The sequence below is a fragment of the Aurantimonas litoralis genome, assembly GCF_026153195.1.
Lineage (GTDB): Bacteria > Pseudomonadota > Alphaproteobacteria > Rhizobiales > Rhizobiaceae > Aurantimonas > Aurantimonas coralicida.
Genome location: NZ_JAPFBM010000001.1, coordinates 209,842 through 235,933 on the forward strand (window position 1 = coordinate 209,842; position 26,092 = coordinate 235,933).

General features: G+C 66.5%; 29 protein-coding genes. 18 read left to right on the forward strand and 11 right to left on the reverse strand.

All coding sequences use genetic code 11. The annotated features are described in order from the left end of the window. From N7I30_RS01055 to N7I30_RS01080, 6 genes are all read left to right on the forward strand, one after another. A complete protein-coding gene (locus N7I30_RS01055; protein ID WP_009210302.1) occupies positions 1 to 552 on the forward strand; it encodes a sigma-70 family RNA polymerase sigma factor in 552 nt (183 codons plus the stop codon). Positions 553 to 714: 162 nt separating this feature from the next. Beyond that, positions 715 to 1,071, forward strand: a complete 357-nt coding sequence (locus tag N7I30_RS01060; protein WP_230784647.1) for an ElaB/YgaM/YqjD family protein — start codon at positions 715 to 717, stop codon at positions 1,069 to 1,071. 2 nt (positions 1,072 to 1,073) lie between these two features. Then, positions 1,074 to 1,523, forward strand: a complete 450-nt coding sequence (locus N7I30_RS01065; protein WP_498636109.1) for a hypothetical protein — start codon at positions 1,074 to 1,076, stop codon at positions 1,521 to 1,523. A 73-nt stretch (positions 1,524 to 1,596) separates the two neighbouring features. Beyond that, entirely contained in the window at positions 1,597 to 2,043 is a 447-nt protein-coding gene (locus N7I30_RS01070) for a host attachment family protein (RefSeq protein WP_498636110.1), read from the forward strand. Between the two features lie 56 nt (positions 2,044 to 2,099). After that, the gene (locus N7I30_RS01075) at positions 2,100 to 2,360 is read left to right on the forward strand and encodes a hypothetical protein (RefSeq protein ID WP_498636112.1); all 261 of its coding nucleotides are present in this window, start codon (positions 2,100 to 2,102) and stop codon (positions 2,358 to 2,360) included. A gap of 49 nt (positions 2,361 to 2,409) precedes the next feature. Next, the gene (locus N7I30_RS01080) at positions 2,410 to 2,778 is read left to right on the forward strand and encodes a hypothetical protein (RefSeq protein WP_024350363.1); all 369 of its coding nucleotides are present in this window, start codon (positions 2,410 to 2,412) and stop codon (positions 2,776 to 2,778) included. Positions 2,779 to 2,859: 81 nt separating this feature from the next. Here the strand turns inward: N7I30_RS01080 and N7I30_RS01085 are convergent, their stop codons facing one another. Next, positions 2,860 to 3,774, reverse strand: a complete 915-nt coding sequence (locus N7I30_RS01085; protein ID WP_024350362.1) for a diacylglycerol/lipid kinase family protein — start codon at positions 3,772 to 3,774, stop codon at positions 2,860 to 2,862. A 204-nt stretch (positions 3,775 to 3,978) separates the two neighbouring features. On the opposite strand from N7I30_RS01085, the gene N7I30_RS01090 reads away from it, so the two are divergent. The 11 genes from N7I30_RS01090 to N7I30_RS01140 all read left to right on the forward strand — a co-directional run bounded on the left by N7I30_RS01090 (position 3,979) and on the right by N7I30_RS01140 (position 17,397). Continuing rightward, positions 3,979 to 4,143, forward strand: coding sequence for a DUF1328 domain-containing protein (locus N7I30_RS01090; RefSeq protein ID WP_024350361.1), 165 nt, complete (start codon positions 3,979 to 3,981; stop codon positions 4,141 to 4,143). A 183-nt stretch (positions 4,144 to 4,326) separates the two neighbouring features. Then, complete coding sequence (locus tag N7I30_RS01095; RefSeq protein ID WP_498636115.1) at positions 4,327 to 5,925, forward strand: PRC-barrel domain-containing protein; 1,599 nt, start codon at positions 4,327 to 4,329, stop codon at positions 5,923 to 5,925. A 237-nt stretch (positions 5,926 to 6,162) separates the two neighbouring features. Continuing rightward, the gene (locus tag N7I30_RS01100) at positions 6,163 to 7,506 is read left to right on the forward strand and encodes an efflux RND transporter periplasmic adaptor subunit (RefSeq protein ID WP_498636117.1); all 1,344 of its coding nucleotides are present in this window, start codon (positions 6,163 to 6,165) and stop codon (positions 7,504 to 7,506) included. After that, complete coding sequence (locus N7I30_RS01105; RefSeq protein ID WP_498636119.1) at positions 7,506 to 10,673, forward strand: efflux RND transporter permease subunit; 3,168 nt, start codon at positions 7,506 to 7,508, stop codon at positions 10,671 to 10,673. The genes N7I30_RS01100 and N7I30_RS01105 overlap by 1 nt, the downstream gene beginning before the upstream one ends. Before the next feature lie 83 nt (positions 10,674 to 10,756). Further along, entirely contained in the window at positions 10,757 to 12,607 is a 1,851-nt protein-coding gene (locus N7I30_RS01110) for an ABC-F family ATP-binding cassette domain-containing protein (RefSeq protein WP_498636121.1), read from the forward strand. 147 nt (positions 12,608 to 12,754) lie between these two features. Further along, the gene (gene flhA / locus N7I30_RS01115; protein WP_024350356.1) at positions 12,755 to 14,845 is read left to right on the forward strand and encodes a flagellar biosynthesis protein FlhA; all 2,091 of its coding nucleotides are present in this window, start codon (positions 12,755 to 12,757) and stop codon (positions 14,843 to 14,845) included. Then, positions 14,842 to 15,597, forward strand: a complete 756-nt coding sequence (locus N7I30_RS01120) for a flagellar biosynthetic protein FliR (RefSeq protein WP_498636123.1) — start codon at positions 14,842 to 14,844, stop codon at positions 15,595 to 15,597. The genes flhA and N7I30_RS01120 overlap by 4 nt, the downstream gene beginning before the upstream one ends. Then, positions 15,594 to 16,001, forward strand: a complete 408-nt coding sequence (locus N7I30_RS01125) for a hypothetical protein (protein ID WP_498636125.1) — start codon at positions 15,594 to 15,596, stop codon at positions 15,999 to 16,001. Before N7I30_RS01120 ends, N7I30_RS01125 begins: the two co-directional genes overlap by 4 nt. A 56-nt stretch (positions 16,002 to 16,057) precedes the next feature. Next, positions 16,058 to 16,570, forward strand: a complete 513-nt coding sequence (locus tag N7I30_RS01130) for a rod-binding protein (RefSeq protein ID WP_498636127.1) — start codon at positions 16,058 to 16,060, stop codon at positions 16,568 to 16,570. A 12-nt stretch (positions 16,571 to 16,582) separates the two neighbouring features. Continuing rightward, the gene (locus N7I30_RS01135; RefSeq protein ID WP_040325827.1) at positions 16,583 to 16,939 is read left to right on the forward strand and encodes a hypothetical protein; all 357 of its coding nucleotides are present in this window, start codon (positions 16,583 to 16,585) and stop codon (positions 16,937 to 16,939) included. Beyond that, positions 16,936 to 17,397 carry a hypothetical protein gene (locus N7I30_RS01140; protein WP_024350351.1) on the forward strand — a complete coding sequence of 154 codons (462 nt, stop codon included), beginning with the start codon at positions 16,936 to 16,938 and terminating at the stop codon, positions 17,395 to 17,397. Before N7I30_RS01135 ends, N7I30_RS01140 begins: the two co-directional genes overlap by 4 nt. A 13-nt stretch (positions 17,398 to 17,410) precedes the next feature. Here N7I30_RS01140 and N7I30_RS01145 read toward each other — a convergent pair whose 3' ends face one another. Next, positions 17,411 to 17,752 carry a hypothetical protein gene (locus tag N7I30_RS01145; RefSeq protein WP_498636129.1) on the reverse strand — a complete coding sequence of 114 codons (342 nt, stop codon included), beginning with the start codon at positions 17,750 to 17,752 and terminating at the stop codon, positions 17,411 to 17,413. A gap of 170 nt (positions 17,753 to 17,922) precedes the next feature. Here N7I30_RS01145 and N7I30_RS01150 point away from each other — a divergent pair, with 170 nt between their 5' ends. Further along, on the forward strand, positions 17,923 to 18,402 hold the full coding sequence (locus tag N7I30_RS01150) for a hypothetical protein (RefSeq protein WP_498636130.1): 480 nt from the start codon (positions 17,923 to 17,925) through the stop codon (positions 18,400 to 18,402). 31 nt (positions 18,403 to 18,433) lie between these two features. Here the strand turns inward: N7I30_RS01150 and N7I30_RS01155 are convergent, their stop codons facing one another. The 9 genes from N7I30_RS01155 to flgK form a co-directional block, all read right to left on the reverse strand. After that, entirely contained in the window at positions 18,434 to 18,745 is a 312-nt protein-coding gene (locus N7I30_RS01155; RefSeq protein WP_188075584.1) for a polyhydroxyalkanoic acid system family protein, read from the reverse strand. A gap of 200 nt (positions 18,746 to 18,945) precedes the next feature. Then, complete coding sequence (locus N7I30_RS01160; protein ID WP_228239753.1) at positions 18,946 to 20,310, reverse strand: DEAD/DEAH box helicase; 1,365 nt, start codon at positions 20,308 to 20,310, stop codon at positions 18,946 to 18,948. A gap of 227 nt (positions 20,311 to 20,537) precedes the next feature. Next, positions 20,538 to 21,719 (reverse strand): D-alanyl-D-alanine carboxypeptidase family protein, encoded by a 1,182-nt coding sequence (locus N7I30_RS01165; RefSeq protein ID WP_498636133.1) that lies wholly within the window; start codon positions 21,717 to 21,719, stop codon positions 20,538 to 20,540. Between the two features lie 166 nt (positions 21,720 to 21,885). Continuing rightward, positions 21,886 to 22,155 (reverse strand): flagellar biosynthesis protein FliQ, encoded by a 270-nt coding sequence (gene fliQ / locus N7I30_RS01170; protein ID WP_024350345.1) that lies wholly within the window; start codon positions 22,153 to 22,155, stop codon positions 21,886 to 21,888. A 5-nt stretch (positions 22,156 to 22,160) separates the two neighbouring features. Next, positions 22,161 to 22,565 carry a flagellar hook assembly protein FlgD gene (gene flgD, locus N7I30_RS01175; protein WP_024350344.1) on the reverse strand — a complete coding sequence of 135 codons (405 nt, stop codon included), beginning with the start codon at positions 22,563 to 22,565 and terminating at the stop codon, positions 22,161 to 22,163. Continuing rightward, positions 22,562 to 23,020 (reverse strand): flagellar biosynthesis repressor FlbT, encoded by a 459-nt coding sequence (gene flbT, locus N7I30_RS01180; protein ID WP_009210322.1) that lies wholly within the window; start codon positions 23,018 to 23,020, stop codon positions 22,562 to 22,564. The genes flgD and flbT overlap by 4 nt, the downstream gene beginning before the upstream one ends. 2 nt (positions 23,021 to 23,022) lie before the next feature. Continuing rightward, positions 23,023 to 23,370 (reverse strand): flagellar biosynthesis regulator FlaF, encoded by a 348-nt coding sequence (gene flaF, locus N7I30_RS01185; protein ID WP_009210323.1) that lies wholly within the window; start codon positions 23,368 to 23,370, stop codon positions 23,023 to 23,025. A gap of 146 nt (positions 23,371 to 23,516) precedes the next feature. Then, complete coding sequence (locus N7I30_RS01190; protein ID WP_370194220.1) at positions 23,517 to 24,575, reverse strand: flagellar hook-associated family protein; 1,059 nt, start codon at positions 24,573 to 24,575, stop codon at positions 23,517 to 23,519. A gap of 11 nt (positions 24,576 to 24,586) precedes the next feature. Next, on the reverse strand, positions 24,587 to 26,086 hold the full coding sequence (gene flgK, locus N7I30_RS01195; RefSeq protein ID WP_498636137.1) for a flagellar hook-associated protein FlgK: 1,500 nt from the start codon (positions 26,084 to 26,086) through the stop codon (positions 24,587 to 24,589). Positions 26,087 to 26,092 lie beyond the last annotated feature (6 nt).

The window sequence follows — 26,092 nt, forward strand, 5'->3', positions numbered from 1 at the left end:
ATGACAGAACAGACGGATTTCCGTAGCGATCTGATCGCCATCATCCCGAATCTGCGTGCTTTCGCGGCGTCGCTCGCCGGGTCGTTCGACCGCGCCGACGACCTCGTGCAGGAGACCCTCGTCAAGGCGTGGGACAAGCAGCACACCTTCCAGCCTGGTACCAACCTCAAGGCCTGGCTGTTCACCATCCTGCGCAACGAGTTCTACACGCAGATGCGCAAGAAGGGCCGCGAGGTTCAGGATGTCGACGGCATCCACGCCATGCAGCTGGCGGGTCATCCCGAGCAGCACGGCCATCTGGACCTGCAGGATTTCCGCAAGGCGCTCGACATGCTGCCCGACGATCAGCGCGAAGCCCTGATCCTGATTGGCGCGTCCGGCTTCTCCTATGAAGAAGCCGCCGAAATCTGCAAATGCGCCGTCGGCACCATCAAGAGCCGCGTGTCGCGGGCCCGGACCCGCATCGGCGAACTTCTCGGCATCGAGGGTGACGGCGAATACGGGCCGGACTCGATCTCCTCCCAGATCATCGGCGTCGCGCCCGCCGCCTGAGGCCACGTCAGCAAACAGCGCGGCGCCGCGCTGCATCGCGAGAAAACCCTCGCGAAACCGGGAACCCCAAGCCCTCGAAACAGTTTCAGTCAGAACCGGATCGCTCACCTCCAAACGGAGGAGACAACCGGATCGTCAGTTTCATTTCGAATGAGGTTCAGCATGGTTTCCGATACCACCCCCCACAATTTCCAGTCCGGCGGCACTCCGGGGGGCGCTTCCACCGCTGAGGACAAGGCGGATTTGGAAACCCAGATCGATCATCTCCGCAAGGATCTCGCCGGCGTGACCGATGCGCTGAAGTCGCTGGCCTCTAATCAGGCCGACGATGCCCGTCGCAACGTGTTCGCCCTGCGTGACGACGTGCGTGAACGCGGCGAGCGCTACATCCAGCAGGCTCAGGACGCAGCGTCCGACCTCGAAGAGCAGCTGAGCGAGCGCGTCCGCGCCGAGCCGATCAAGAGCGTCCTGATCGCCGCGGCCGCCGGCTATCTCTACGCGCGCATCTTCCGCCGCTGATCATGCTCTCTCAGCTAGTTACGAAGCTGATCACCGGCGAGGCGGGCGTCTTCCTCGCGCGGATGAAGCGGGTCGTCGCGCTCTATATCGTGATGGCCGTCTTCGCCCTCGGGATGGCGATGTCGCTGCTTCTGGCGCTGTTCGTCTACCTCGCCCAGATCTTCGGCCCGCTTCCGGCCGCACTCGGTTTCGCCGGCGTGTTCCTGGTGCTGGTGATCCTGACCTATATCGCGGTCATCATCGCCCGGCGTCCGCCGAAGAAGCGGGCGGACGACCGGCTGCAGCGTGACATCGCGTCCATCGCCGGTGTCGCCGCCGTCTCCAACCTGCCGCTGATCCTCGGCACGGTGAAGCGCAAGAAGAGCCTGCTCATCCTGCCCATGGTCGCCGCCGGCGGCTGGGGCGTGTGGCGGGCGATCGCCGCCTACAAACGCGACGGCCGCTACCACTGAGACGTTCGGCGCGCCCGCGGCCCGGTCGCGCCGAGCCTCCTCATCGCGGTCCCGAACGAAACGAGGTGTTCCCATGTCAGCTCCGACCATCGACCACGACACGTGGATTCTCGTCGCCGACGGGCAGAAGGCACTGTTCCTCTGCAACGAGGGCGACGACGAGCTTCGCAACTTCGCGGTGCGCCGCGTCGAGGAACAGGACAATCCGCCGGATCGCGAGCAGGGTACCGATCGCCCCGGGCGGATGGGTGACCAGGGATCGGCGCATCGCTCGTCGGTGGCGGAGACCGACTGGCATCAGCTTGCCGAAGACCGGTTCGCCAAGGACCTCGGCGATATCCTCTATCGCATGGCCCACAAGAACCGCTTCGAGAAGCTCGTCCTTGTTGCTCCCCCGAGGGTTCTCGGCGAACTGCGCCAGGAACTGCACAAGGAAGTCCAGAACCGGATCGTCGGTGAAGTGCCCAAGACGCTGACCAATCATCCGATCGACCGGATCGAGACGCTTCTCGCCGACTGACAACAATCGACGCCACCGCCCGCCCAGACGCGGCGGGGTCGTCCGGAGGAACCCATATGTCCAATATCGATCCCAATCGCGCCCGTCAGGGCGAAAAGGGCACATCGGTGCTGATGATCCTCGTCGCCGGCCTCTCCCTGTGCGCCGTGGTCTTTGCCGGTCTCGGCATCTACGCCTGGACGATGCCCGACGAGGATGTCGCCGTCCAAGGCGAGGCCATCGAAAAGCCGGCCGAGGCGCCGACGACGGACGGCAGCGGACTTGCAACGCCGCAGGATTCCGACACGGCCGCGCCCGAAGCCGAGAGCGCCCAGTAATTTCGCATATCGGCGTCCGTCATGGACGCACAACACAGGGAGAGGTGCCATGCCCGATCCGAACGAACATCCGCAGAGCGAAGTGATTGCGGTCGATCAGGAGCCCGGTGGCGACGCCGACCAGCCCGGCATCGCCCAGCCGATCTCGCAGGACGAGATCAGCGACCTGCTCAACAACACCCAGATGCCGATCGAGGAACGCGAAGCCCGTCTGCACGCGATCGCCCAGCGTCTGGGCACCCGCGAAAACATCGATCTCGCCGACGAATTCGATCCGATGCGCGAGCAGGTCAACGAAGCGCTGAACATGCTGGCGAGCGGCGGCCACAGCTACGGCTCGCTCGATGCCGCAGGCTTCGATCCCGACGAGCGCTCGGATGCACAGGCGCCGGACGACACCGGACCGTCCAAGGTCTGACACCGCGGATCGCCGCAGCCGCGGCGACACGACAGCAGATTTGAGAAGGGGCGCAGCCGGGCTGCGCCCCTTCTTGCGTTGTCAGCGCAGATAGGTCGCGTCGCTCGGGGCGAGGACGTTCAGCCCCTTCGGGGTCAGCGTCACGGTCATTTCCGGCTCGATATCGACCAGTTCGCCGTCCCGGACCGCACGGTTGCGATGGTGGCGTCCCCGGTAGAAAATCCGGACCTCGTGCGCCGAGGTCACCTTCAGGCTCCGGTTCTGGCGCCAGGTTCCCAGCATGATGTCCACGGCGACCTTCAGGACCGAACGCAGGTCGCGGTCGATACAGATATAGATGCCGAGCTCGCCGCCCCTCGGATCGTCGGCATAGGGAATATGGCCGTCGCCATAGAGATTGTTTGAGATGGCGATCGCCGGGCTGGCGATCCGCTGCATGACGCCGTCGATCTCCAGTTCCAGCTCGACCACGGGGAAGCGCCGCAGCGCCATGAACACGGCGCGGGTCGTCGCCATCATCTTGCCGAGGCGCGAGGCGTAGGAGATCTTCTTGCGCATGCGCACCATGCGGGCATGCAGGCCCACGGCATATTGGTGCACGAAGGGCGTGCCGTTGACCGAGGCGATGTCGACCGGCGTGATGACACCCGAGGCGAGCGCGGCCACCGCCTGATCCAGCGGCAGCGGAATCTGCAGCGTGCGCGCGAAGAGGTTCATCGTGCCGGCCGGAAGGATGCCGAGGGCAATGCGCCCGTTCGCCAGCGCCGTGGCCGCCGCCGAGACGGTGCCGTCGCCGCCGCCGACGAGGAGAACGTCGATATCCTCGCGCTCGGCCGCTTTTCCGATGGCAGCGACAATCTCGTCCCCCGAGCAGTCGTCCACGGTCAGCTCGTGGCCGTGCATCCGGAACTCGTCCTGCATCAATGTCGTGAGTTGTCCGAGATCGGTTGTCTTCAGACTGCCGCCGTCGCGGTTGAGGAGAGCGAGAATCTTCATGGGGGGGTGATCCGGAACGCGTATTGCGGGAGCCTGGGCAGCGGACGACTAACTAGGCCGCCCCTGTAGCATCGCCACGTCCGCCAGACACGACCAATCGCATCCATCGATAGTTGCCGATCGGAACCACCGGAGCGATGGGGCGTTCGCCCCCCATACAAACGCCAGGCGCCGGTTCCCCCGCGCCCTCACTAGGAGACTACCATGATCGAATGGATCGTCATTCTGCTCATCGTCGCCGCCGTCGCCAGCCTTCTCGGCTTTCGCGGCGTCGCCGGGGCCTCTGCCGGCATCGCGAAGATCCTGATCTTCATCGTGCTGGTGGGCCTGCTGCTCATGCTGCTGTTCGGCGTTCTGGTGTTTGCCTGAAGCAGGACACAAGCATGCATCCGGCGCAGCGCGGCTGCGCTGGATGGCAAAAAACAGGAAGAGAACCGGAACCTTACGGCCGCTCAGTTCTTCCTCTCCCAGATGCCGCGCGACACATGTTTTCCACGACACCATGCCGCGCGGCAGTCGCCTATCGGAAACAATAGACCAGGAGGTCTTATCATGATCCGCACGTTGCTTGCCACTACCGCTCTCGCATCCGTTATCGCAACGGGTGCCTATGCGCAGGACGCCGCCACGACCGCAGAGACCACGGCCCCGGCCAAGGTCGAAGCGTCCGCCGATGCCAACGCGACCGCCACGGCCGCTCAGTCCGGCAATTATCTCCGCAATCTCTCCGCCGACCAGTACCTGGCGTCGGAGCTGAACGGCAAGACCATCTACGCGAGCGACGCCGAGGATGCAGAATCGATCGGCGAGATCGAGAACTTCCTGGTCGGCAGTGACGGCAAGGTCGTCGCAGCGGTCGTCGATGCGACCGTGAACGACGAATCGCGCCGCGTCGCCATCCCGTTCGACCAGATCTCCTGGTCCATGACGGATGAGGACGATGTCCGCGCCGTCCTGAGCGCCGGTGCCGATCAGCTGGCACAGGCTCCCGAGTTCACCATGCCGGACGAGCAGCAGGCTGCTGCAACCGACGCCGGCATGAGCGGCGACGCCATGGGTACGGGGACTGCTTCCACGCCGCAGACCGAGACGGCTGCGGCACCGGCGGCGCCGGTCGCAGCGGATGATGCCGCCGAGACCAACACGATGGCTGCCGGTTCCGCGACCTCGGAGACGGCTTCCCAGCCGGTCGAGACCGCTGCCGCCGGTCAGGGCGAGTATCCGAGCACCGTTGGTGCCGACCAGTATCTCAGCGAGAACCTCATCGGCGCGTCGGTCTATTCCGGCCCGGGTGAGGATGCCGAAAGCCTCGGCGACATAGGTGATCTCGTCGTCTCGTCGTCCGGTCAGGTCGAAGCAGGCGTCGTGGGCGTCGGTGGCTTCCTCGGCATCGGCGAGAAGGACGTCGCCGTTCCGTTCGACCGTCTCGAGATGACCCGCGCCGACGGTGACGAGGTTCGCATCGTAGCCTCCGCCACCCGCGAGGAACTCGAGCAGGCCTCCTCCTTCGAGGACGAGCGTCCGTCCGAGATGACGGCCGAGAACGAAGGCGAGATGACGCCGACGGCCGAGGCTCCGACCGATGAGCCGACCGAGCGCGTTGCCGATGCGGCCGAGACCACCGAGCAGCCGGCCGACAACATGGCCGCGACGGACGGTGTCGTGACGGCGACCGGTACGGCAGCCGGCACGGGCATGGCGGCGAACTCCACCGCCGAGAACGAGACGACCGCGTCGGTCGGTGGTTCGTCCGAGCGTTCGCAGATGACCCCGGTCACCGACTCGGCTCAGCTGACCGCCGACAACCTGATGGGCACGACCGTCTACGGTCCCGATGACTCCACCGTTGGCGACATCGGTGACATCGCCCTCAACGCCGAAGGTTCGGTGGACGCCGTGATCGTCGATGTCGGTGGCTTCCTGGGCATTGGCGAGAAGCCGGTGGCCGTGGCCATGGACAACCTGCAGTTCATGCAGGATGCGAACGGCTCGATGTATCTCTACACGCAGTTCACCGAGGAGCAGCTCGAGAACGCGCCGGAGTACAACGCCGACACCTATGCCGACAACCGCGAGACCATGCGGATCCAGAACGGCGGCATGATGGGCAACGACGCATCGACGTCGGAGGCACCGGCCGTCGCAAACTAAGCGACATCCGACTGCACGCATCGAAGGGGCTCGCCGAAAGGCGGGCCCTTTTTTCGTTGGGCGGTGCGGCGCGGGAATGGCCACCCGCGCCGAAGTGCCACGCTTGTGATCGCGTTGTTACGGCTGAATTACAGTTCGTAACAAATCCAGCCGCAAACCGCCGAAATCTCTCCTATACTGGCAGCATCGGCCACGGCGGCCGGACCTCGCGCAATCCTTACGAGTACAAGCGATCCCATGGGTTTCCTGAAGCAGATCTTCGTCACGATCCTGGTGCTGGCCGTCGCGGGTGCGGCCTACATCAAGTTCGACCCGTCGGCGGGGCGTTCCCTGCTCGCCTCGGATCTGCCCCTGCCCGATCCGCTGCGCTCGGCCATTCTGTGGATCGCTCCCGAAGCCGGCGAACCCGCCCCGGAGATCGCCAGCGGCGAGGGTCAGCGCTCCGGCGGGCGTCGCCGCGGCGGTGGTGCGACGATGGTCGTCTCCGCACCGGTCACGACGGGCTCCACGCGGACCCGCATGCGGTCCATCGGCACCGGCGAAGCCGCCCGTTCGGTGGTCGTCCATCCCGACAACACCGCCGGCATCATCGAGGAAGTCGTCGTCCAGTCTGCCGACATGGTGGAGGAAGGCACGGTTCTGGTCCGGCTGGAACGGGCCAGCGAGGAACTCGCGGTCGATCGCGCCCGGCTCGCCCTCGAGGCCGCGGAAGACAAGGTCGCCCGCTTCGAGCGTCTTCAGAAGGCCAACACCCTCAGCGCCGTCGAGGTCACCGACGTGACCCGCGAGCGCGACAATGCCAGGCTCGACCTGCGATCCGCCGAGATTGCGCTCGGCAAGCGCGACATCCGCGCGCCGATCTCGGGGCGGGTCGGCATCATCGCCGTCGATCGCGGCGATCTGGTCTCCACCGATACGGTGATCGCCACCGTGGACGATCGCGAGCATCTGAAGGTCATCTTCTACACGCCGGAAAGCTTCGTGCAGCAGCTGGCCATCGGCACGCCGGTCGAAGCGGTGTCCACCGCCCGGCCCGACACGGTCTATGAGGGCGAGATCACCGCCATCGACAGCCGTCTCGACGAGGCGAGCCGGACCCTGCGCACCGAGGCCCGCATCGAGAACGGCTCCGACGATCTGCGTCCGGGCATGTCGTTCAGCGTGTCGCTGTCGCTGGAAGGCGAGACCTTCCTGTCGGTCGATCCGATTTCCGTCGTCTGGGAGCGTACCGGTCCGATCGTCTGGAAGATCGTGGACGGCAAGGCACAGAAGGCATCCGTGCGGATCGTCGAGCGGACGATCGACCGTGTGCTGGTCGCCTCGGACGATCTCGCCGCCGGCGATTCCGTCGTCGTCGAAGGGCTCCAGTCGGTCCGCGAAGGCGGCGCCGTGGAAAGCATCAATGATGCCCCCGCTCCGGACGGCGCCGCGCCTGCCACCCCGGTCCCGTCCGCCAGCACCGCGCCGAAGTCCGGCGGCGACGACCGCGCAACGGCGCAGGGCCTCGTTGGCATTGCGCAGGCCAATGCGGCCGAGCAGCCGCAGGTCGGCGGTCAGGCTTCCGCGGGAGCTGCCCGCTGATGAGCACGCCTGCCAAGCCCGACGGCATCACCGCCTTCACCAGCCTGTTCATCCGCCGGCCGGTGCTGACCATCGTGGTCAATCTGCTGATCGTGGTGGCGGGCCTCGCCGCCTTCGGCGCCATCGAAGTGCGCGAACTGCCGAATGTCGACCGACCCGTCATCAGCGTGTCCATCGACTTTCCCGGCGCGTCTCCCGAAACCGTCGACCGGCAGATCACCAGCGAGATCGAAAGCGCCGTGGCGCGCGTTTCGGGCATCGCCTCGGTGTCGTCGAAGTCGGAATTCGGCGACAGCCGGGTGACGATCGAATTCACCGACACCACCGATCTCAACGTCGCCGCCAGCGACGTGCGCAACGCCGTCAGCCGCATCGCCAACAGCCTGCCGGAAGGCGCGGAGGAGCCGCGCATCGTCAAGGCCGACGCCGACGCGTCGGCGATCATGCGCCTGGCGGTCACCGCCCCCGGCCTGTCGATCGAGGACCTGACGACGCTGGTCGAGGACCGGATCGCCGATCAGCTCGCCGCCGTCGAGGGCGTTGCCGACCTGCAGATCTACGGCGAGCGCGAGAAGGTCATCTATGTCGACGTCGACCCGGACAAGCTGGCGACGCGCGGCCTGACGCTCGGCACCGTCTCGACGGCGTTGCAGAACGCGGCACTCGACGTGCCGGCCGGCTCGCTCGGCTCGCCCTCGCAGGACCTGATCGTGCGGGCCGACGCCAACGTGACCTCGCCGGAAGAGTTCGAGACCATCTTCCTCGACGACCGCACCCGGCTGGGCGATGTCGCCAGCGTGCGCTTCGGACCGGATGACGCTGCGTCCCAGCTGCGCCGCAACGGCGAGACCGGCGTCGGCATGGGCGTCGTGCGCCAGGCCGGGTCGAGCACGCTCGACATTTCCGACGGTATCCGCGCCGAGGTCGCCAATCTCAACGAGACCCTGCCCGACGGCGTCACCGTGCGCGTCACCAGCGACGACGCGACCTTCATCAACGGCGCCATCCACGAGGTCGAGATCGCCCTCGGCATCTCGGTCGCCGTGGTGATCTTCGTGATCTTCCTGTTCCTGCTGAATGTCCGCGCGACGATCATTCCGGCGGTCACGATGCCCATCGCGCTGATCGGCGTCGTCGCCTTCATCTATCTCGTCGGCTTCTCGATCAACATCCTGACGCTCCTGGCGCTGGTGCTGGCCACCGGCATGGTCGTCGACGATGCGATCATCGTTCTCGAGAACATCGTGCGCCAGCGCGACATGGGCGCGCGTCCGCAGGCGGCTGCCGTCCTTGGCACGCGCGAAGTGTTCTTCGCCGTCATCTCGACCACGGCGACGCTGGCGGCGGTCTTCGTGCCGATCTCCTTTTTGCCCGGCCAGGCCGGCGGCCTGTTCCGCGAATTCGGCTTCGTTCTGGCCATGGCGGTGGTGATCTCCTCCTTCATCGCCCTCACCCTCTGCCCGATGCTGGCGGCGTATTTTCTCAAGGCAAGAGAAGCCGAGCGTCGTCCCGGCCCGTTCCAGCGGTCGGTGCGCTGGTTCGGAGCGCGCCTCGCCGGCATGTACGCCGTCTCGCTGCGCTTCAGCCTCGCCTTCCCGCTGCTGATCGTCGTCGGCGCCGGCATCTTTTCCTTCGCCGCCTATCTCACCTTCCTGCAGATGCCGCAGGAGCTGACGCCGACCGAGGATCGCGGCGTCGTTCTGATGAGCATCAGCGCGCCGCAGGGCGCCAGCCTCGAATACACCAACGCCCAGCTGCGCCGGGTCGAGGACGTGGTCATTCCCTATGTGGAGAACGGCGAGGCCGACAACGTCTTCGCGATCTCCGGCCGCGGCTCCGCCAATTCGGCCTTCCTCGTTGTGTCGCTGAAGGACTGGGCGGTGCGGGCGCGCAGCCAGCAGGAGATCGTAGCCGAGATCAACGGCAAGCTGCGCCGCATCACCGGCGTGCGGGCCTTTGCCATCCAGCCCAACTCGCTCGGCATTCGCGGCGGTGGCCGCGGCCTCCAGTTCGCCATTGCCGGCCAGAATTTCGAGGAGCTCGCCGAGAGCGCAGACGAACTGCTGGCGGCGATGCAGGCGGACGGCCGCTGGGGCGACGTGCGACTGTCCGAGGATGCCACCCAGCCGCAGCTGTCGGTGGTGATCGACCGCGCCCGGGCCTCCGACCTCGGCATCGACATCGACGGGCTGGCGACGGCCATGCAGGCGCTGCTCGACGGCCGCGAGATCGGCCAGACCTATGTCGAGGACAAGCAGATCCCGATCAGGCTGATCGCCAGCTCCGATCCGGTCAACGACCCCGACGACATGCGCAACATCTTCCTGAAGGCGAGCGACGGGCGGATCGTACCCATGTCGACCGTTGCAAGCGTCGAGGAAAAGCCGATCGCCCCGGCGCTGACCCGTGAAAACCGCTCGCGGGCCGTCTCGCTGTCGGCGCAGATTCCCGACAGCTACTCGATCCAGGAAGGCTGGACGGATCTGCAGGTCTTCGCCGAAGAGATCCTGCCGGCCGACCAGCGCCTCGTGCCGCTGGCCGAGGCCGCGACGCTGAACGAGACCAATAGCGGCCTCGCCCTCGTCTTCGGTTTCGCCATCGTCATCATCATCCTGGTGCTGGCGGCGCAGTTCGAGAGCTTCGTCTCGGCCTTCATCATCATCGCGACGGTGCCGCTGGGCATCGCCTGCGCGATCTTCGCGCTCGACTTCTTCGGCATGAGCCTCAACCTCTACAGCCAGATCGGCCTCGTGCTCCTGGTCGGGATCATGGCCAAGAACGGCATCCTGATCGTCGAGTTCGCCAATCAACTGCGCGAGGAAGGCCTGTCGGTCCGCGAGGCCGTGGAGCAGGCGGCGCTGATCCGGCTGCGGCCGGTGATGATGACCATGATCGCCACCGTCGTCGGCGGCGTGCCGCTGGTGCTGGCCTCCGGCGCCGGCGCCGAAGCGCGCGTGGCGCTCGGCTATGTCATCGTCGGCGGGCTGGGCCTTGCCACCTTCTCGACGCTCTATGTCACGCCGGTTGCCTATCTCATTCTCGGCCGGTTCTCGACGCCGAACGCCGAAAAGTCCGCCCGGCTGCAGCGCGACATCGCCGAGGCGGAAGCGGCGCAACGCGAGCGGAGCAGAGACCGGGATGCGGGAACGGTGGCGCCGGCCGAATAGGCCGGCGGACGCTGCCCACAAGCAGAGGCCGAACAGGCGAAAGGCCACTTCCCCCACCCGCCCATCCCCGCTAGAACGCGGCCATGGCACCCCCTCCCCTATTGCGCCTCGATGGCGTCCGCCTCACCTTCGGCGGCACGCCGCTCCTGACCGGCGTCGAGCTGAACGTCCTGCCCGGCGAGCGCATCGCGCTGGTCGGCCGCAACGGCTCGGGCAAGTCGACCCTGATGAAGATCGCCGCCGGACAGGTCGAGCCCGACGGCGGCGAAGTCTTCCTGAAGCCCGGCACGACCCTGCGCTACCTGCCGCAGGAGCCGGATTTCGGCGACTTTAAGACGGTCGGCGCCTATGTCGCCTCGGGCCTCGGCCCTGCCGACGATCCCTACCGGGTCACCATGTGTCTCGACGCCCTTGGCCTGACCGAGGACATGGAGCCGCATCACCTGTCGGGCGGCGAGGCCCGCCGCGCCGCTCTGGCGCGCACCCTGGCGCCCGAGCCGGACATCGTGCTGCTCGACGAGCCGACCAACCATCTCGACCTGCCCACCATCGAGTGGCTGGAAGACGAGGTGCGCCAGATGAAGAGCGCCGTCGTCGTCATCAGCCATGACCGCCGCTTCTTGGAACGCGTCACCCGCTCCACCGTCTGGATCGACCGCGGCGCGGCCAAGCGCCTCGACCAGGGCTTCGGGTCCTTCGAGGCCTGGCGCGACAAGGTGCTGGAAGAGGAAGAGCGCGACCTGCAGAAGCTCGACCGCAAGATCGTGCGCGAAGAGCACTGGCTGCGCTATGGCGTGAGCGCGCGGCGCACCCGCAACATGCGCCGGCTCGGCGCCCTCCACGATCTGCGCCAGCAGCGCCGCGACACCCGCCGCGCTATCGGCCAGGTGTCGATGGAGGCCAGCGCCACGCGCGAGAGCGGCAAGCTGGTCATCGAGGCCTTCAACGTGTCGAAGGCCTATGACGGCCGCACGCTGGTCGACGATTTCTCAACCCGCATCGCCAGAGGCGACCGGGTCGGCTTCGTCGGCCCGAACGGCGTCGGCAAGACGACGCTCCTGAAGATGCTGATCGGCGAGCTGAAGCCGGATTCCGGCCGGGTGAAGCTCGGCACCAATCTCGACCTCGCCTTCCTCGACCAGAAGCGCGCGGCGCTCGCCGACGACCTCTCGGTGCAGGACGCGATCACCGACGGCCGCGGCGATCAGGTGATGGTCAATGGCGAGCCGCGCCATGTGGTCGGCTATCTGCGCGACTTCCTGTTCACGCCCGAGCAGATCCGCACCCCGGCCGGCAAGCTGTCCGGCGGCGAGCGGGCGCGCCTGCTGCTGGCCAAGACCCTGGCAACGCCCGCGAACTTCCTCGTCCTCGACGAGCCGACCAACGACCTCGACATGGAGACGCTGGATCTCCTCGAGGAGCTGATCGCCAATTATCCCGGCACCGTGCTCCTCGTCAGCCACGACCGCGACTTCCTCGACCGCACCGTGACCAGCGTCATCTCGCCGGACGGCAACGGCCACTGGCTGGAATATGCCGGCGGCTACAGCGACATGGTCGCCCAGCGCCGCGACGCAGCCAAGGCCGCGGCCTCCGCCGGCAAGCCGTCCGACAAGGGCGGCGCGAAGAACGGTGCCGGCAAGAGCGGCGGCGGCACGTCTGGTACCCCCGGCGCCGGCGCCAGCAAGGGCGGATCGTCCAAGCTGTCCTTCAAGCAGAAATTCGCGCTCGAGAACCTGCCCAAGGAAATCGCCAAGCTGGAAGCGGCGATCGCCAAGGCCGAAGCCGAGATCGCCGACCCCGCCCTGTTCACGAAGAACCCGGACCGCTTCGCCAAGTTGGCCGCCGGGATCGACAGGGACCGTGCGGCGCTCGCCAAGGCCGAGGACGAATGGCTGGAACTGGAAATGGTCCGCGCCGAAGCGGAAGACTAGGACGGGCGCGCCTTCCGACCCGAAGGGGTCAGCCCGGTGCAACCTTCGTCTGCGACGAACAAGCGCCGGATGATATGGCGCAATGGGCGATGAAGCCCGTCTGAGCTTTGGGGTCTGGCGGAACGCAATGCCGCAGAAGGGCCCCCTATGGCCGTCGACACGCTGAATCCCATCGCCTCCGTCGAATCCAAGGGTGGGCGCGACATCGGCTTTGCCGTTGCCGTGGTCTTCGTCCTCACCGTCCTGTTCGTTCCGATCCCGGCATTTCTCATCGACATGGGGCTGGCGCTGTCCATCGCCCTGTCGGTGCTGATCCTGATGGTCTCCCTGTGGATTCAGAAGCCGCTGGATTTCTCCGCCTTCCCGACCGTCCTGCTGCTCGCGACCATGCTGCGGCTGTCGCTGAACATCGCCACGACGCGCGTCATCCTGTCCGAGGGCCACCAGGGCGTGAACGCCGCCGGTCACGTCATCGGCGGCTTCTCGCAGTTCGTCATGAGCGGCGACTTCTTCATCGGCATCGTGGTCTTCGTGATCCTGATCGTCGTGAACTTCATGGTCATCACCAAGGGCGCCACGCGTATCGCGGAAGTCGGCGCCCGCTTCACCCTCGACGCCATCCCCGGCAAGCAGATGGCGATCGACGCCGACATGTCGTCGGGCCTGATCGACGAGAAGCAGGCCCAGGCCCGCCGCAAGGAGCTGGAAGAGGAAAGCGCCTTTTTCGGCTCCATGGACGGTGCTTCGAAATTCGTGCGCGGCGACGCCATCGCCGGCCTGATCATCACCGCCGTCAACGTCTTCGGCGGCATCATCATCGGCATCACCCGCCACGACATGGATGCCGCCGGCGCTGCCGAGGTGTTCACCAAGCTGTCGGTCGGCGACGGCCTCGTCTCGCAGATCCCGGCGCTGATCGTCTCGCTGGCCGCCGGCCTCCTGGTGTCGAAGGGCGGCACCCGCGGCGCGGCCCAGACCGCCGTTCTCGGCCAGCTCGGCTTCTACCCGCGCGCCCTCGCCGTCGCCGCCGGCCTGATGGCGCTGCTGGCGCTGCTGCCGGGCCTGCCCTTCATTCCCTTCATGCTGCTGGCCGGGATCATGGCGTCGATCGCCTATCTCGTTCCCAAGCGCCGCAACGAGGAACTGCGCCAGGCTGCGGCGACCGTCGCCGAGGAGAAGCAGGTCGCCCAGAACGCCGAGCGCAACTCGGTCAAGGAATCGCTGAAGATCGTCGAGATCGAGCTGGTCTTCGGCAAGCAGACCTCGGCGCATCTCCTCTTGCAGCGCGACGAGATGGCCCACCGCGTCCAGAAGATGCGCCGCCGCTTCGCCGCGCGCTACGGCTTCGTCGTGCCCGAGATCAAGCTGTCCGACGATCTGGCGCTCGATCCGAAATCCTACGCCATCAAGATCCATGGCACGACCATCGCCACCCAGCCGCTGCGGCTCGGCGAGTCGATGATCGTCCTGGGCGACGCCGGCGCGCCCGACGTGCCGCATGACCTGACCAAGGAGCCGGCCTTCGGCATGCGCGCCGCCTGGGTCTCGGAGACCTTCGCCACGGAAGTGCGCCGCCAGGGCTTCGAGCCGATCGACACGCTGTCGATCGTCCTCACCCATCTGTCGGAGACGATCCGCAACAATCTGGCGCAGCTCCTGTCCTACAAGGACATGCGCACCCTGCTCGATCGCCTGGAGCCGGAATACAAGCGCCTGATCGACGAGATCATCCCGGCCAACATGTCCTACTCGGGCCTGCAGGCGGTGCTGAAGCTGCTGCTCGCCGAGCGCGTCTCGGTCCGCAACCTGAACCTCATCCTGGAGGCCATCGCCGAGATCGCGCCGCATGTGCGCCGGTCCGAGCAGATCGTCGAGCATGTGCGCATGCGCATGGCCCAGCAGATCTGCGGCGATCTCCTGCACAACGGCCAGCTCGGCGTCCTGCGCCTCGGCAACCAGTGGGACCTCGCCTTCCACCAGGCGCTGAAGCGCGACGCCAAGGGCGAGGTCGTCGAGTTCGACATCGACCCGCGCCTCGTCGAGCAGTTCGCCACCGAAGCCACCAAGGTGATCCGCGAGAAGATGGACCAGGGCGAGATGTTCGTGCTGGTCGCGGCGCCCGACGCCCGCCCGTATGTGCGCATGATGATCGAGCGCATCTTCGTCACCTTGCCGGTGCTCTCGCATCTCGAGATCGCACGCGGCGTCGATATCCGGGCGCTCGGTTCGATCTCATGAGCGCGGAACTGTCGGAACTCGTCTTTTCGCTGTTCCTGATCTTCTGCCGCTTCGGCTCCTGCCTTCTCTTGATGCCGGGCTTCTCGTCGTCGCGCGTGCCGCTGCAGGTGCGCCTGTTCCTGTCCCTCGCCGTCTCGGTGGCCCTGTCGCCGGCGCTTCTGCCGACATTGCAGCCGTTGGTCGCGGCGGCCGACGACAATGGCAAGGTGGCGCTGATGATCTCGGAGATCCTCAACGGGCTGTTCATCGGCCTGCTCGGCCGCAGCTTCATGATCGCCCTGCAGTTCGCCGGCCACGTCATCGCCAACTCGATCGGCATGGGCATGCAGATGGGCGTGCCGATCGACGAGAGCGATCCGATGCCGGCCGTCGCCTCGCTGATCACGCTGACCGCAACGACGCTGATTTTCGTCCTCAACCTGCATGCCGAGATCGCGCGGGCGCTGGTCGCCTCCTACTCAGCCATGCCGGCCGCCGCCGGCTTCTCGATCCGCGGCAGCCTCGTCAACATCACCGACAATCTCGACGAGGCCTTCCTGCTCTGCCTGCGCATTTCCAGCCCGTTCGTGCTTTACGGCGTCGTCGTCAATTTCGCGATCGGCCTCGCCAACAAGCTGACGCCGACCATCCCGATCTACTTCATCTCGCTGCCCTTCGTTCTCGCAGGCGGCCTTGTGCTGCTCGGCTACACGATCAGCGATTTCCTCATCCTGTTCATGCAGGATTTCGAACGCTGGGTGCTGGTGGGATGAGCGACGACAGATCGCGCGTGCGCCGGCTCGACCGCATCCTCAAGGTCCAGGGTCAGAAGCGGCTTCTGGAGGAATGGCGCCTGTCGAACCTGCGCCAGGAGCGCGAGTCCATCGACAAGGACGACGTCGCCCTGCTCGACAGTCTCGGCACGGAATCGCAACTGCACGGCCTGTTCATCGAGGCCAAGGTCCGCAATCTGCGCCGCAACGAGGTGAAGCGCAGCGCCAATCTGGCCGACCAGAGCGCCACGGAACAGCGCATCACCACGACGCGCCGTGCCGAAAAGGGCGTCGAGAAGGTGCGCGACGACGCCCGCCGCAACCGCGACGCGGACGAGGAAACGCGCAGCCTCGAAAGCAGCGTCGAGGGGCATCTGGCCCGCCGTCACCCCAGCTTCGAATAAGCCTGCGCCGGTAGAAACGGTTCGAACCTTCCCGTGTTTGAACCGCGAACCCGCCGATGACCAGCACCGCCAGCCTCCAGGCCCTCCTGCCCGCCGCCCAGACGGCGAGCGCCAGGACAGCACCTGCCCGCAAGAGCCCCGATGGCGGCAGCGAGACCTTCATGGCGGCCCTCGACGCGGCCAAGACCAACAAGCCCGATGGTGGCAGCGCCCCCGCCGCCCCCATCGTTCCGCTCGTCAAGCACCGCTCCCGGGAGATCTCGCCGCTCGAACAGTTCGAGGGCTTCGTCCTGCGCAACTTCGTCGAATCCATGCTGCCGACCGAAGCCTCGAACTATTTCGGCGAAGGCACGGCCGGCGAAGTCTGGCGCTCGATGATGGCCGAGGAAATCGGCAACGAGCTGGCCAAGAACGGCGGCATCGGCATCGCCGATTCGATCCGCAGCCGCGAAACCACCAGCCTCGCCTCGGACAACGGCGCCGTGTCGGCGACCAGCGGCCTCGAGCGCATGCTGCGGCAGGCGGATCTCGCCCGCGCCGGCGCCATGCGCGACAACATCGCAGAATAGGAGTTGCACATCGTGGACCTCGCCCTCAGCAAAGCCGTCGACCGCCTGGAAGCGGTCCTCACCGCCGAAACCGGTGCCCTGGCCAGCGGTACGCCGATCGATCTCGGCGAGATCGCGGCCCGCAAGAACCAGAGCCTTCTGGAGTTCAGCCGCCTCAGCCGCCGCATGCCGGCGCGCGACGATGTCGAGCCGGAATTCGGCGACCGCCTGAAGCGTCTGGCCGGACTTCTCGAGCAGAACCGCCGGACGTTGGAGCTGCACGTCACGGCCAGCCACGAAGTCTCGGAAATGATCTCCCGCTCCATGACCGAAGCGGAATCCGACGGCACCTATAGCGCCCAGATGGGCCGCCGGGCAGCCGCACGGTGATCAAGCTTCTCGCGGTCGGTCTGTGGGTTTGTGCCGTGACGCTCGGATCGAGCTACGTCATGGCGTCAATCAACTCCGCCCCGAGCGAGGTGGCGGAGCCGGACTATTTCGAAGGGCTCGACTACCGCAAGACCGAGAACATCACGATCCCGATGATCAAGGATTCGGCGATCCGGGGCTATATCCTGGCGCGCTTCGTCTACACGATCGACGGCAAGACGGTGGCCCAGCTCAAGGTGCCGCCGGACCCGTTCATCCTCGACGAGGCCTTCCGCCGGCTCTACACGACCGACGGCTTCGACTTCGACGAGCCGACGCGGTTCGACCTCAGTTCGCTGACCGACGGGATTCGCGACGCCGTGAACGCCCGCTACAGCGAGGAACTCGTCAAGGAGATCCTGGTCGACCAGTTCGACTACATCGCCAAGGACGACATCCGCAACGGACGGCCGGGGTAAGCGCCCCGCGCCGTCATCCGGTGACGGCGTAGAAGCGTCCGGTAAGGCGGTGGACGTCCGCCCGCGTGCCGGCGCGCGGCGTGCCGACGAAGCGCACGCCGATCTCAGGCCCCCGCGACCAGATCACCAGCGCAAGGCGGAAGCTGTTGTCCGCCTCGTCATAGACCGCCAGGCGTGCTGGAACCCGGCCAGTGCCGAACCGCCGGATGCGGCAGCCAGTCTCCGACACGTCGATGGCCGTTCCGTCCTCGATGAAACGTCCGGCAACCGTGACGAGCTTGACCGGGCGCAGGCGCGTGCGGCGGCGCGATGCCATCCGGCTTTCGTGACTGTCGGGATTCGGGGGTCCGGCCATGCCCGATGATAGCCTGCACAAGCCGAACAAATCCTGAAGGCACTGCCTGAGCCCGCCGCACCGGCGGCGCAGAAAGCATTAACCGTTCGATGCGATGTTGGATGGGCAATCCAGCTCCGGACCAGTTCCGGCGGCTGGCTCCCCGAAATCCAGCCTTCGTCGAGGTCGCCTTGTCCGCGTCAGCTTCCCCATCTTCCGACGCCGGTCGCAGGAAAGCTGCAGACGAATCCAGTTCCGACCGGATCGGGTTCCTCGGCGGCACGCTCTTTGCGCTGTCCATCCTCTTCTTCGCCGGCGTCAACGCCATCTCGTCGCTGGACCCGGGCTACTTCGACCGGCTGCTCTTGTCGGCGATGCGCGACGACGCGATCGACCCGATCGAGACCGGATCGACCGACAAGGGCGAGGCAACCGGCGTCGACGCCATGCCGGTGTCGACCGTGGTGCGGGCGGTGCCGCTGAAGCCCGAGGATTTCCAGATCATCATGGTCTTCCAGGCCGAGGCGCATCTGGCCTCGCCGGGCGAACTCTGGCGCGTACGCGTCGGCTCGCAGGTGCCCGGCCTCGGCCGCATCCTCGCCATCGAATCGGGCCGCAACGGCGGCACGGTCAAGACCGAGAAGGCGACCCTGACGGGCGTCCTGAAATAGGCTTCGGAAGGAAGCGGCCCGAGAGCCGCTCCTACTTCTTTTCGAGCAGGACCTGGCCTTCCTTGCGCAGGCGGCCCTTCAGCTTCTCGGCGATGGCGGCGAGGAAGCTCGGCAGGTCGATCTCCAGATGCACCGACTCGTCGAGAACGTCGAGCCGACCGGTGACGCGCTGGCCCATGACCCGGGCGGTGAAATCCAGATGGTCGCCCGTCCAGGTGTCCTCGAACTTGACCATGCCGCCCAGCATGTCCTGACGCACGCGATCAAAACCGTCGTCGATGCGCTGGCGCGCGGTCTCGCGGGTCAGCTTGTGCGGGATGTCCACCTTGATGGTCTCGGCCATGAATAGCTCCTCGTCTCGTTGCGCCTCATATGGCGACGCCGCCTTCGCCAGACAACGGTCACGCCCGCTACCGGCTCCGGCGCCGTTCGCGGAAATCGTGCCGGACGCCCTGAAACGCAAAAGGGGCGGCCCTTACGGCCACCCCCTGTCGATGTCGGCTGCTGTGCCGGCCCGCTCTTTCGAGCGGGCAGCGGGCCGTGTCAGGCGTAGGTCGCCGAACGGTTCGAGGTGCCGCTGCGCCGCGGACGGCTGCTGCGACCACCGGGCTTGCCACCCTCGGTGCGCTGGCCACGGCCCTCGCCCGAACGCTGGCCGCCCGCACCCTGGCCACCGCCACCACGGCGACCGGCACCCTGGGGCTTGTTGCCGAAGCGCTTCGGCGCGCCGCGCGGCGGACGCTTCTCTTCCGGCGCGTTCAGGTCGACATGCGCCGAATAGTCGGTCTGCTGCAGCTCGAAGTTAAGACCGGTCAGACGCTCGATCTGGCGCAGCTTGGAGCGCTCGGACGGATCGACCAGCGCGACCGCGATACCGGACTTGCCGGCGCGGGCCGTGCGGCCGATGCGGTGCACGTAGCTTTCCGGCTCTTCCGGCAGGTCGAAGTTCACGACATGGGAGATGTCGTCGACATGGATGCCGCGGGCCACGATGTCGGTGGCCACGAGCACGCTGACCGTGCCGGTCTGGAACTCGCCCAGCGCCTTCTGGCGGGCGCCCTGGCTCTTGTTGCCGTGGATCGCGCGGGCGTCGATGCCGGCCTTCTCCAGATCGGCGGCGAGCTTGTTGGCGCCGTGCTTGGTGCGGGTGAAGATCACCGTCTTCTCGAAGTCTGGCTTGGCCAGATGCTCGATGAGCCAGAGCTTCTTGGCCTTCTGGGGCACCAGATAGACGCTCTGGTTGATCTTCTCGACGGTGACGACTTCCGGCGTCACCTCGACCCGGACCGGATTGGTAAGGATCTTGGCGGCCAGCTCTTCCATCGCACGCGGCATGGTGGCCGAGAACAGCAGCGACTGGCGGTCGGCCGGCAGCTGCGCGACGATGCGCATGACGTCCTTGACGAAGCCCATGTCGAGCATCCGGTCGGCCTCGTCGAGAACGACGTGGTGGACTTCGGACAGCGTCAGGGCACGCTGGTTCAACAGGTCGAGCAGACGGCCCGGCGTCGCGATGACGATGTCGACGCCGCGGCGCATCGCCTCGATCTGCGGACGGATCGAGACACCGCCGAAGATGACGTGATGGGTCAGCTTGGTGCCGGCGGTGTAGGACTTGACGTTGCCGGCGATCTGCGAGGCGAGCTCGCGGGTCGGGGTCAGGACGAGGACCTTCGGCGTCTTCGGAGCCGGGCGACCGCCCTTGGCGATCAGCGCGTCGATGACGGGCAGCGAGAAGGCCGCGGTCTTGCCGGTGCCGGTCTGGGCGATACCCAGAACGTCGCGGCCCTTCATGACCGCCGGAATCGCCTGGGCCTGGATCGGCGTCGGCTGGGTGATGTCGAGACGCGCAAGCGCGGAAAGAAGCGTGTCGGCGAGGCCGAACGCCTTGAAATCGGTATGGGTCAAGATATGCCTTGCGGAAGGCGGACACTGTCGGTCCGCTTGAGATGCCGATCGTCTTCGCGCTGGCGGACGGTTCGGCGGGCCGTGTCGGAACGCGGGACCCCGCAAGCTTCAGAAGCTGCGGGCCGGTCCGATGGCGCTGGCTAAGAATTCCGTCAGATGTCGGGAAACAAGCAGGCGCTGCGCGATCACGGCGTGCAGGCTCCATATCGGCGTTTAGGTGCGCCGCGTCAAGGCGTTTGTGCGCCGCCCCATGTCAGGTGCCGGGCCAGCGTGTCGGCGATCCGCTGAAACAGCCCCGCCTCCTCGACTGCCGTTTCGGCCACGAGCGGCACCTGCCGCAGGCTCTCGTCGCCCCGGCCGAACCGCACCCAGCCGAGCCGCTGGCCCTTGGCGACGGGCGCCACGAAGGGGCCATTCTCCACCACCTCGCGCTCGACATCGGCCAGGCTGCCGCGCGGCACCAGCATCCGCAGGTCCTCGGCCGCGGCCATGCCGACGGTCTCGGCGACGCCGCCCCGCACCTGCACGTTGCCGAGGGTTTCGCCCGCGGTCACCAGCACGACTTCCTCGAAATCCTGCAGGCCGAAATTCATCAGCCGGCGGGCTTCGCTCGCCCGCTCGGCAGTCGAGCTCATGCCGCTCATGGCCAGCACGATGCGCCGGCCGTCGCGTTCGGCGGAGGCGACCAGGCCGTAGCCTGCAGCCGACGTATGGCCGGTCTTCAGGCCGTCGGCGCCCAGATCCAGGAGCGGATTGCGGTTCTGCTGCTTGATGCCGTTATAGGTGAAGCTCTCCTCGGCGAAGATCGGGTAATCCTCGGGAAATTCGCGGATGAGATAGGTCGCGAGGCGCGCGAGATCGCGCACGCTGACATGCTGCTCGGGGTCCGGCAGGCCATGCGGATTGGTGAAGTGGGAATGGGTCAGGCCGATCTTCTCGGCCTCGGCGTTCATCCGTCCCGCAAAGGCTTCGACGGAGCCGGACAGGCCTTCGGCGACGACGATCGTCGCGTCGTTGCCCGACTGCACGATGATGCCGCGGATCAGATCCTCGACGGCGACCTCGGAGTTCAGCGGCAGGAACATGGTCGAGCCGCCGGAGGATGCGCCGCCGGTGCGCCAGGCGTGTTCGGAGACGACAAAGCGGTCGTCGCGCTGCGCCCTGCCCTGTTTCAGATCGTCGAACAGGACCGCGATGGTCATAAGCTTGGCGAGGCTGGCGGGGGGAATCTCGGTATCGGCGTCCTTTTCGTAAAGGACGCGGCCGGTGCCGTAGTCAACCAGGATGGCGGTCGGCGCGGTGGTCTCGAAGGCGGCGGCGGGCAGAGCGATCAGCGCGGCGAGCATTGCCAGCACGGCGAAGCCGCGACGCAGGCCGGCGCGAAGGGCGCCGCCGGGACGGCGCGGCATTTTATACGATGTCTGGTTTCGACTGGTCCTGAACGCCACCTGCCTGCCCTCTTTCCGTCCGCGACGCGGCCTTCCGGCCGGGCGTCGCTCCTGTCACGCTGGGTCAACCTACAGGGTTTGACCGGGCTGCGTGAACAGGAAACGGTGAGTTACGGCGTCAGTGCGCTCAGCGGAAGCCGTTCTCGATGCGCGAGTAGGATTCCTGGGTGAAGGCGTAGACCTGCGCACCGGTGAAGGATGCGGTCAGCGCGATCACCACGAAGATCGCCAGGATCTTCGGGACGAAGGTCAGGGTGACCTCCTGGATCTGGGTGAGTGCCTGAAACAGTGCGATCAGGACACCCACGAACATGGCGGCGCCGACGGCCGGCCCGCAGGCGGCGACGATGGTCCAGACCGCGGACTGGACGATATCGAGTGCGTCGGCTTCGTTCATGTCTTCTACCCCACGGTGGTGCCGGAGATCAGCGGCAGGCTGTCGCCGCTCTCCAGGATGGCCTCGACGACACCATTGACCGCGCGTACCGCAGCAACCTTGCCGGACAGCGAGCCGTCCGCCGAGGTCGCCGTCTGACCGATCAGCGAGTTCGCCTGGGTCAGCGCGGAGACCGTCATCATGGAGTCCAGCTTCTTATTGGTCTGGATGGCTTGCTCGACGCTGGAGAAGGACGCGAACTGGGCGACATATTCGGTGGAATCCGTCGGGTTGAGCGGATCCTGGTTGGACATCTCGGCGACCAGCAGCTTCAGGAAGGCGTCGTAATCCATCCCGGTCTGCTGGGTCGCGGCGCTGATGCCGTTCTGGGCCGCGGTGGCGCTGGTAGCGCCGACACCGGTCACGTTCATCGCATTCCTCCGGCGGCAAGCCGCAGTTCGGGTGTATGGGGGACGACCGGCGCGCGCGCCTCGCCCTGCCCCTGGATGACGCCGTCCTCGATCGGGATCAGCGTCCGCAGTCCCTTCAGCGCCTCGAAATTGCGCTCGCGACCGACCAGTTCCTTGATCTCGAGGAGGCCCTCGATGATGTCGCGATTGCGGTAGGTGCCGATCATCGCCGCGTGGGTGGTGCCGAAGAGCTCGCGGGCGGCCTCGGCGCTGCCCGGCTCGATCAGCATCATCTGGACGATGAAGTAGAGCTGGCGCAGCGGGGTGGTGGCATCCTCGGCCTGCATCACATGGCTTTCGAGGAGGAAGGTCACGTCGTTGAGGAATTCCAGCGTGGTCTTGCGGTCGACCTTCAGGACGGCCCCGTTGACGAAGATCCGTTCGCCTGCCCGCAGGGTGATGCGCAAACTTGCCATGGTTATTTCAAGCCTTCGCGGATGAGGGTCGTGATCTCGATGATGCCCTTGAAATTCTCGGACTTGCCGAGGCGGATGGCTTCGGCCTCGCGCATGATCCACAGGCCGATCGAGATCAGCTCGGCGCGCAGCGCCTCCGGCAGGCCGTTGTCGGCGCTTGCCAGGTCCTCGATCACCAGCGCCCAGAGGCTGCGGGTGGTGTAGATCGCTTCGATCGCCGCACGCGAACGTGGCCCCTCGGCATCGGCTTTCTTCAGCTGCTCGATCGAATGATCGAGCGCCTGCCGCTCGCGCTCACGGGCATCGACTTCGATGTCCTGCGCCACTTCGGCGTATGAGAACTGATACATTCCATCCCCTTGTGATCGTCAGATCGGTTTGGCAGCGCCCCGGACCGACCCTTGCGACCTGTCGTTTTCATGTGCCCGGCCAACAGTCCCCGACGCCGGCCGATCGCTCGGTTGCCGGAGGATTTCGGGTCCGGCGCCCGCTGAAACTACAGGTAGTTCATGATGCTGAGCCGCGAGATGCGGGCGGTCAGCGCGTAGGAAGCCTCAAGCAGATTGGTCAGTGTGGTCACCCGCGTGGATGCCTCGTAGGCGTCGACATCCTCGAAGGAGGAGATCGACATGGTCAGGACGTTCTTGCGGGTTCCCAGCGTCTCGTTGGTGATCTCCAGCCGGCTCTGCTTGCCGCCGATCTCCGCCCGGATTTCGGTCAGCTGCGACAGGCCCAGGCTCAGAGTTTCCACTGCCCGGCTTGTGAGAAGCTGACGTTGCTCCTCGTCCATGGTCTTCGCGCCAAGATCGCTGATCATGACGTAGGCCTTGACGATGTTGCGGAACGCTTCGTCGCTGGCCGGATAGGACACATCGAGGGTTTCGCTATCGCTGATCCGGTTGACCACCGGCGAAGGATCCGCCTTCGACCACATGTCCCAGCCGGTGCCGTCGCTGGGCTGCGGGACCTTGAAGAGATCGTTGAACGCGCCGTCGAGGAAGGCTTCCAGATCCGCCGCGCTCGCCGGAGCCGCCGCGGTCAATGCGTCGTTGACGGCCTTCTTGGCGGTCGAATTGTCCTCGTAGCTGGACGCGACACCGCCGCCGACCTTGGTGAAGGCGAGCGCCGGCTGGTCGGTCGCGGCACCCGAGAACAGGAAGCGCGAGCCCGAGGCGGCGTTGATCGCGCCCATGAACTGCTGCAACCCCGCCTTGGCCTGCTGCACGCTGGCCGAGATGCCAGCATCGGCAGGGCCGTTCGAGATCAGCGACGCCAGAAGGTTCTCGCCGGTCTTGGCGATCGATTCCAGGGCCGTCTGCATGGTGTCGAAGCGCTGCCCGATCAGGGTGTTGGCTTCCTGGATCCGGATGGCGCTCTCGCGTTCGACGCGCAGCGACACGGTCTGGTTGGTGCGCGATCCGAGGGTGAGGCCGACATCGGCGAAGCGGCCGGTCGTGACCTCCTTCTGCGCGTTGCGCAGCTCATCCTGGATGCGGAAGACGGCGGAGCGCGGCGCCGACGAGAGCGAGAAGCTGGAGACGAGGAAGTTGCTCATCGATGGTCCGTTCAGGCGATCGCAAGGAGGGAGTCGATCATCTGACCGACCGTGGAAATCAGCTTGCTGGACGCCTGGTAGGAGCGCTCCAGGTCGAGCAGGCGCGTCATCTCGTCGTCGATGTTGATGCCGGTCGCGTCGGAGAGCGTCTCCTGGGTCCGCGACAGCAGCACCGTCTGGTAGGACGAGGCGTCGTTCGCCGTGGCGCGGCGGCCCTCGAACCAGCCGATCGACGAGGCGGTGTATTCGGTCAGCGTCGCCGAACTGCCGGCGCCGAAGGCCGCATCGAAGCTACGCGGCGTGGAGAAGCCGGCGATCAGGTCGTTCAGGCGGCCGGTGAAGCCGCTCGAGCCGTTGGCGTTGTAGCTGAAATACTGCTCGTTCGCGGTGCCGGCGAAGGCGATGCCGCCATCGCGCAGACGGGCCGGTTCGCCGCCGGGCTTGGTCGGATCGACCCCGGCCGCGATCTGGATGGTGCCGGCAAGCCCCTTGGCGCCGGCCATGCTGGCCGGGATCGCATTGCTGCCGCCATCGGTGAACAGGCCGGCATAGCTGCCGGGCAGGTAACCGGGATCGCCGGCGGCCCGCTGATCGGTCTCGGCGAAGGCCTGGACCAGCGCATAGGCGATGCCGTCGAGCTGGCCCTGGAAGGTCGCAGCGGTCTCGTCGCGCAGGGTGATCAGGCCGTAGACGCTGCCGCCCTTGATCGGCATGGGCGAAGAGGCGCCGGCGACGACGACGCCGTCGATCTTGAAGCTGTTGCCCGCAACGGTGGCGTCGTAGGCCGGCTGCGGCGTGAACTCGACCGACCGCGCGGTCTTGTCGAACATCGTGATGCCGGAGTCGGTGTAGAGGGCCATGTCGTTGCCGGCCCGCACCTGCACGTTCAGGCCGACATAGCCCGACAGGGTGCGCACGATCTGGTCGCGCCGGTCGACGGCGTCGGTGACGTCCGAGCCGCTCGCGCTGCCGGCCATGATCTTGGCGTTCAGGGTACCGAACTCGCCGAGCAGGCGGTTCATGTCCTTGGCGGCGAGATCGAGCTGGTCGTCCGCGTCCTTGCGGGCGGACTGCACCGCGCGGGTGGCATTGTTGAGGCTGAAGGCCATGTCACGGGCCGCGTTCACCGCCGCCTCGGCGGTCTGGCCGTTCTCCGGGGAGACCGCGAACTGCGACAGGGCGGCCTTCAGCGACGACAGGGTCGCCGCCGGCGAGGTCGGGGAATCGACGTCGCCGATGACCTCGCGGATGCGGTTCAGCGACTCGGCGCTGACGCTGGCCGAGCCGAGGGCGGAGTTGGTGGTGATCAGCGAGCGGAACAGGGCCTGGTCGCCCGACTGGGCGATCGACATGATCCGCACGCCGCCGGTCTGGCCGACGGTGAGGCCGGCATATTTCCGGGTCGCGTAGGGACTGTCCGCATTCGCGATGTTGCGCGACACGAGCGCCGACTGGCTGGCGACGCTCGAAAGCGACGCCGTTGCGTTGGAGAAGGCTGACAGAAGTGACATGATGAG

What these genes read in the sequence shown, in the direction of transcription:
- flgK (WP_498636137.1), bottom strand. Translation starts at nt 26,086, where the DNA reads ATGTCACTTCTGTCAGCCTTCTCCAACGCAACGGCGTCGCTTTCGAGC.
- N7I30_RS01060 (WP_230784647.1), top strand. Translation starts at nt 715, where the DNA reads ATGGTTTCCGATACCACCCCCCACAATTTCCAGTCCGGCGGCACTCCG.
- N7I30_RS01070 (WP_498636110.1), top strand. Translation starts at nt 1,597, where the DNA reads ATGTCAGCTCCGACCATCGACCACGACACGTGGATTCTCGTCGCCGAC.
- N7I30_RS01075 (WP_498636112.1), top strand. Translation starts at nt 2,100, where the DNA reads ATGTCCAATATCGATCCCAATCGCGCCCGTCAGGGCGAAAAGGGCACA.
- N7I30_RS01165 (WP_498636133.1), bottom strand. Translation starts at nt 21,719, where the DNA reads ATGCCGCGCCGTCCCGGCGGCGCCCTTCGCGCCGGCCTGCGTCGCGGC.
- N7I30_RS01055 (WP_009210302.1), top strand. Translation starts at nt 1, where the DNA reads ATGACAGAACAGACGGATTTCCGTAGCGATCTGATCGCCATCATCCCG.
- N7I30_RS01130 (WP_498636127.1), top strand. Translation starts at nt 16,058, where the DNA reads ATGACCAGCACCGCCAGCCTCCAGGCCCTCCTGCCCGCCGCCCAGACG.
- N7I30_RS01100 (WP_498636117.1), top strand. Translation starts at nt 6,163, where the DNA reads ATGGGTTTCCTGAAGCAGATCTTCGTCACGATCCTGGTGCTGGCCGTC.
- N7I30_RS01080 (WP_024350363.1), top strand. Translation starts at nt 2,410, where the DNA reads ATGCCCGATCCGAACGAACATCCGCAGAGCGAAGTGATTGCGGTCGAT.
- flaF (WP_009210323.1), bottom strand. Translation starts at nt 23,370, where the DNA reads ATGTATCAGTTCTCATACGCCGAAGTGGCGCAGGACATCGAAGTCGAT.
- N7I30_RS01090 (WP_024350361.1), top strand. Translation starts at nt 3,979, where the DNA reads ATGATCGAATGGATCGTCATTCTGCTCATCGTCGCCGCCGTCGCCAGC.
- N7I30_RS01155 (WP_188075584.1), bottom strand. Translation starts at nt 18,745, where the DNA reads ATGGCCGAGACCATCAAGGTGGACATCCCGCACAAGCTGACCCGCGAG.
- N7I30_RS01120 (WP_498636123.1), top strand. Translation starts at nt 14,842, where the DNA reads ATGAGCGCGGAACTGTCGGAACTCGTCTTTTCGCTGTTCCTGATCTTC.
- N7I30_RS01190 (WP_370194220.1), bottom strand. Translation starts at nt 24,575, where the DNA reads ATGAGCAACTTCCTCGTCTCCAGCTTCTCGCTCTCGTCGGCGCCGCGC.
- N7I30_RS01095 (WP_498636115.1), top strand. Translation starts at nt 4,327, where the DNA reads ATGATCCGCACGTTGCTTGCCACTACCGCTCTCGCATCCGTTATCGCA.
- N7I30_RS01110 (WP_498636121.1), top strand. Translation starts at nt 10,757, where the DNA reads ATGGCACCCCCTCCCCTATTGCGCCTCGATGGCGTCCGCCTCACCTTC.
- flgD (WP_024350344.1), bottom strand. Translation starts at nt 22,565, where the DNA reads ATGAACGTGACCGGTGTCGGCGCTACCAGCGCCACCGCGGCCCAGAAC.
- N7I30_RS01125 (WP_498636125.1), top strand. Translation starts at nt 15,594, where the DNA reads ATGAGCGACGACAGATCGCGCGTGCGCCGGCTCGACCGCATCCTCAAG.
- N7I30_RS01065 (WP_498636109.1), top strand. Translation starts at nt 1,074, where the DNA reads ATGCTCTCTCAGCTAGTTACGAAGCTGATCACCGGCGAGGCGGGCGTC.
- flhA (WP_024350356.1), top strand. Translation starts at nt 12,755, where the DNA reads ATGGCCGTCGACACGCTGAATCCCATCGCCTCCGTCGAATCCAAGGGT.
- fliQ (WP_024350345.1), bottom strand. Translation starts at nt 22,155, where the DNA reads ATGAACGAAGCCGACGCACTCGATATCGTCCAGTCCGCGGTCTGGACC.
- N7I30_RS01085 (WP_024350362.1), bottom strand. Translation starts at nt 3,774, where the DNA reads ATGAAGATTCTCGCTCTCCTCAACCGCGACGGCGGCAGTCTGAAGACA.
- N7I30_RS01105 (WP_498636119.1), top strand. Translation starts at nt 7,506, where the DNA reads ATGAGCACGCCTGCCAAGCCCGACGGCATCACCGCCTTCACCAGCCTG.
- flbT (WP_009210322.1), bottom strand. Translation starts at nt 23,020, where the DNA reads ATGGCAAGTTTGCGCATCACCCTGCGGGCAGGCGAACGGATCTTCGTC.
- N7I30_RS01145 (WP_498636129.1), bottom strand. Translation starts at nt 17,752, where the DNA reads ATGGCCGGACCCCCGAATCCCGACAGTCACGAAAGCCGGATGGCATCG.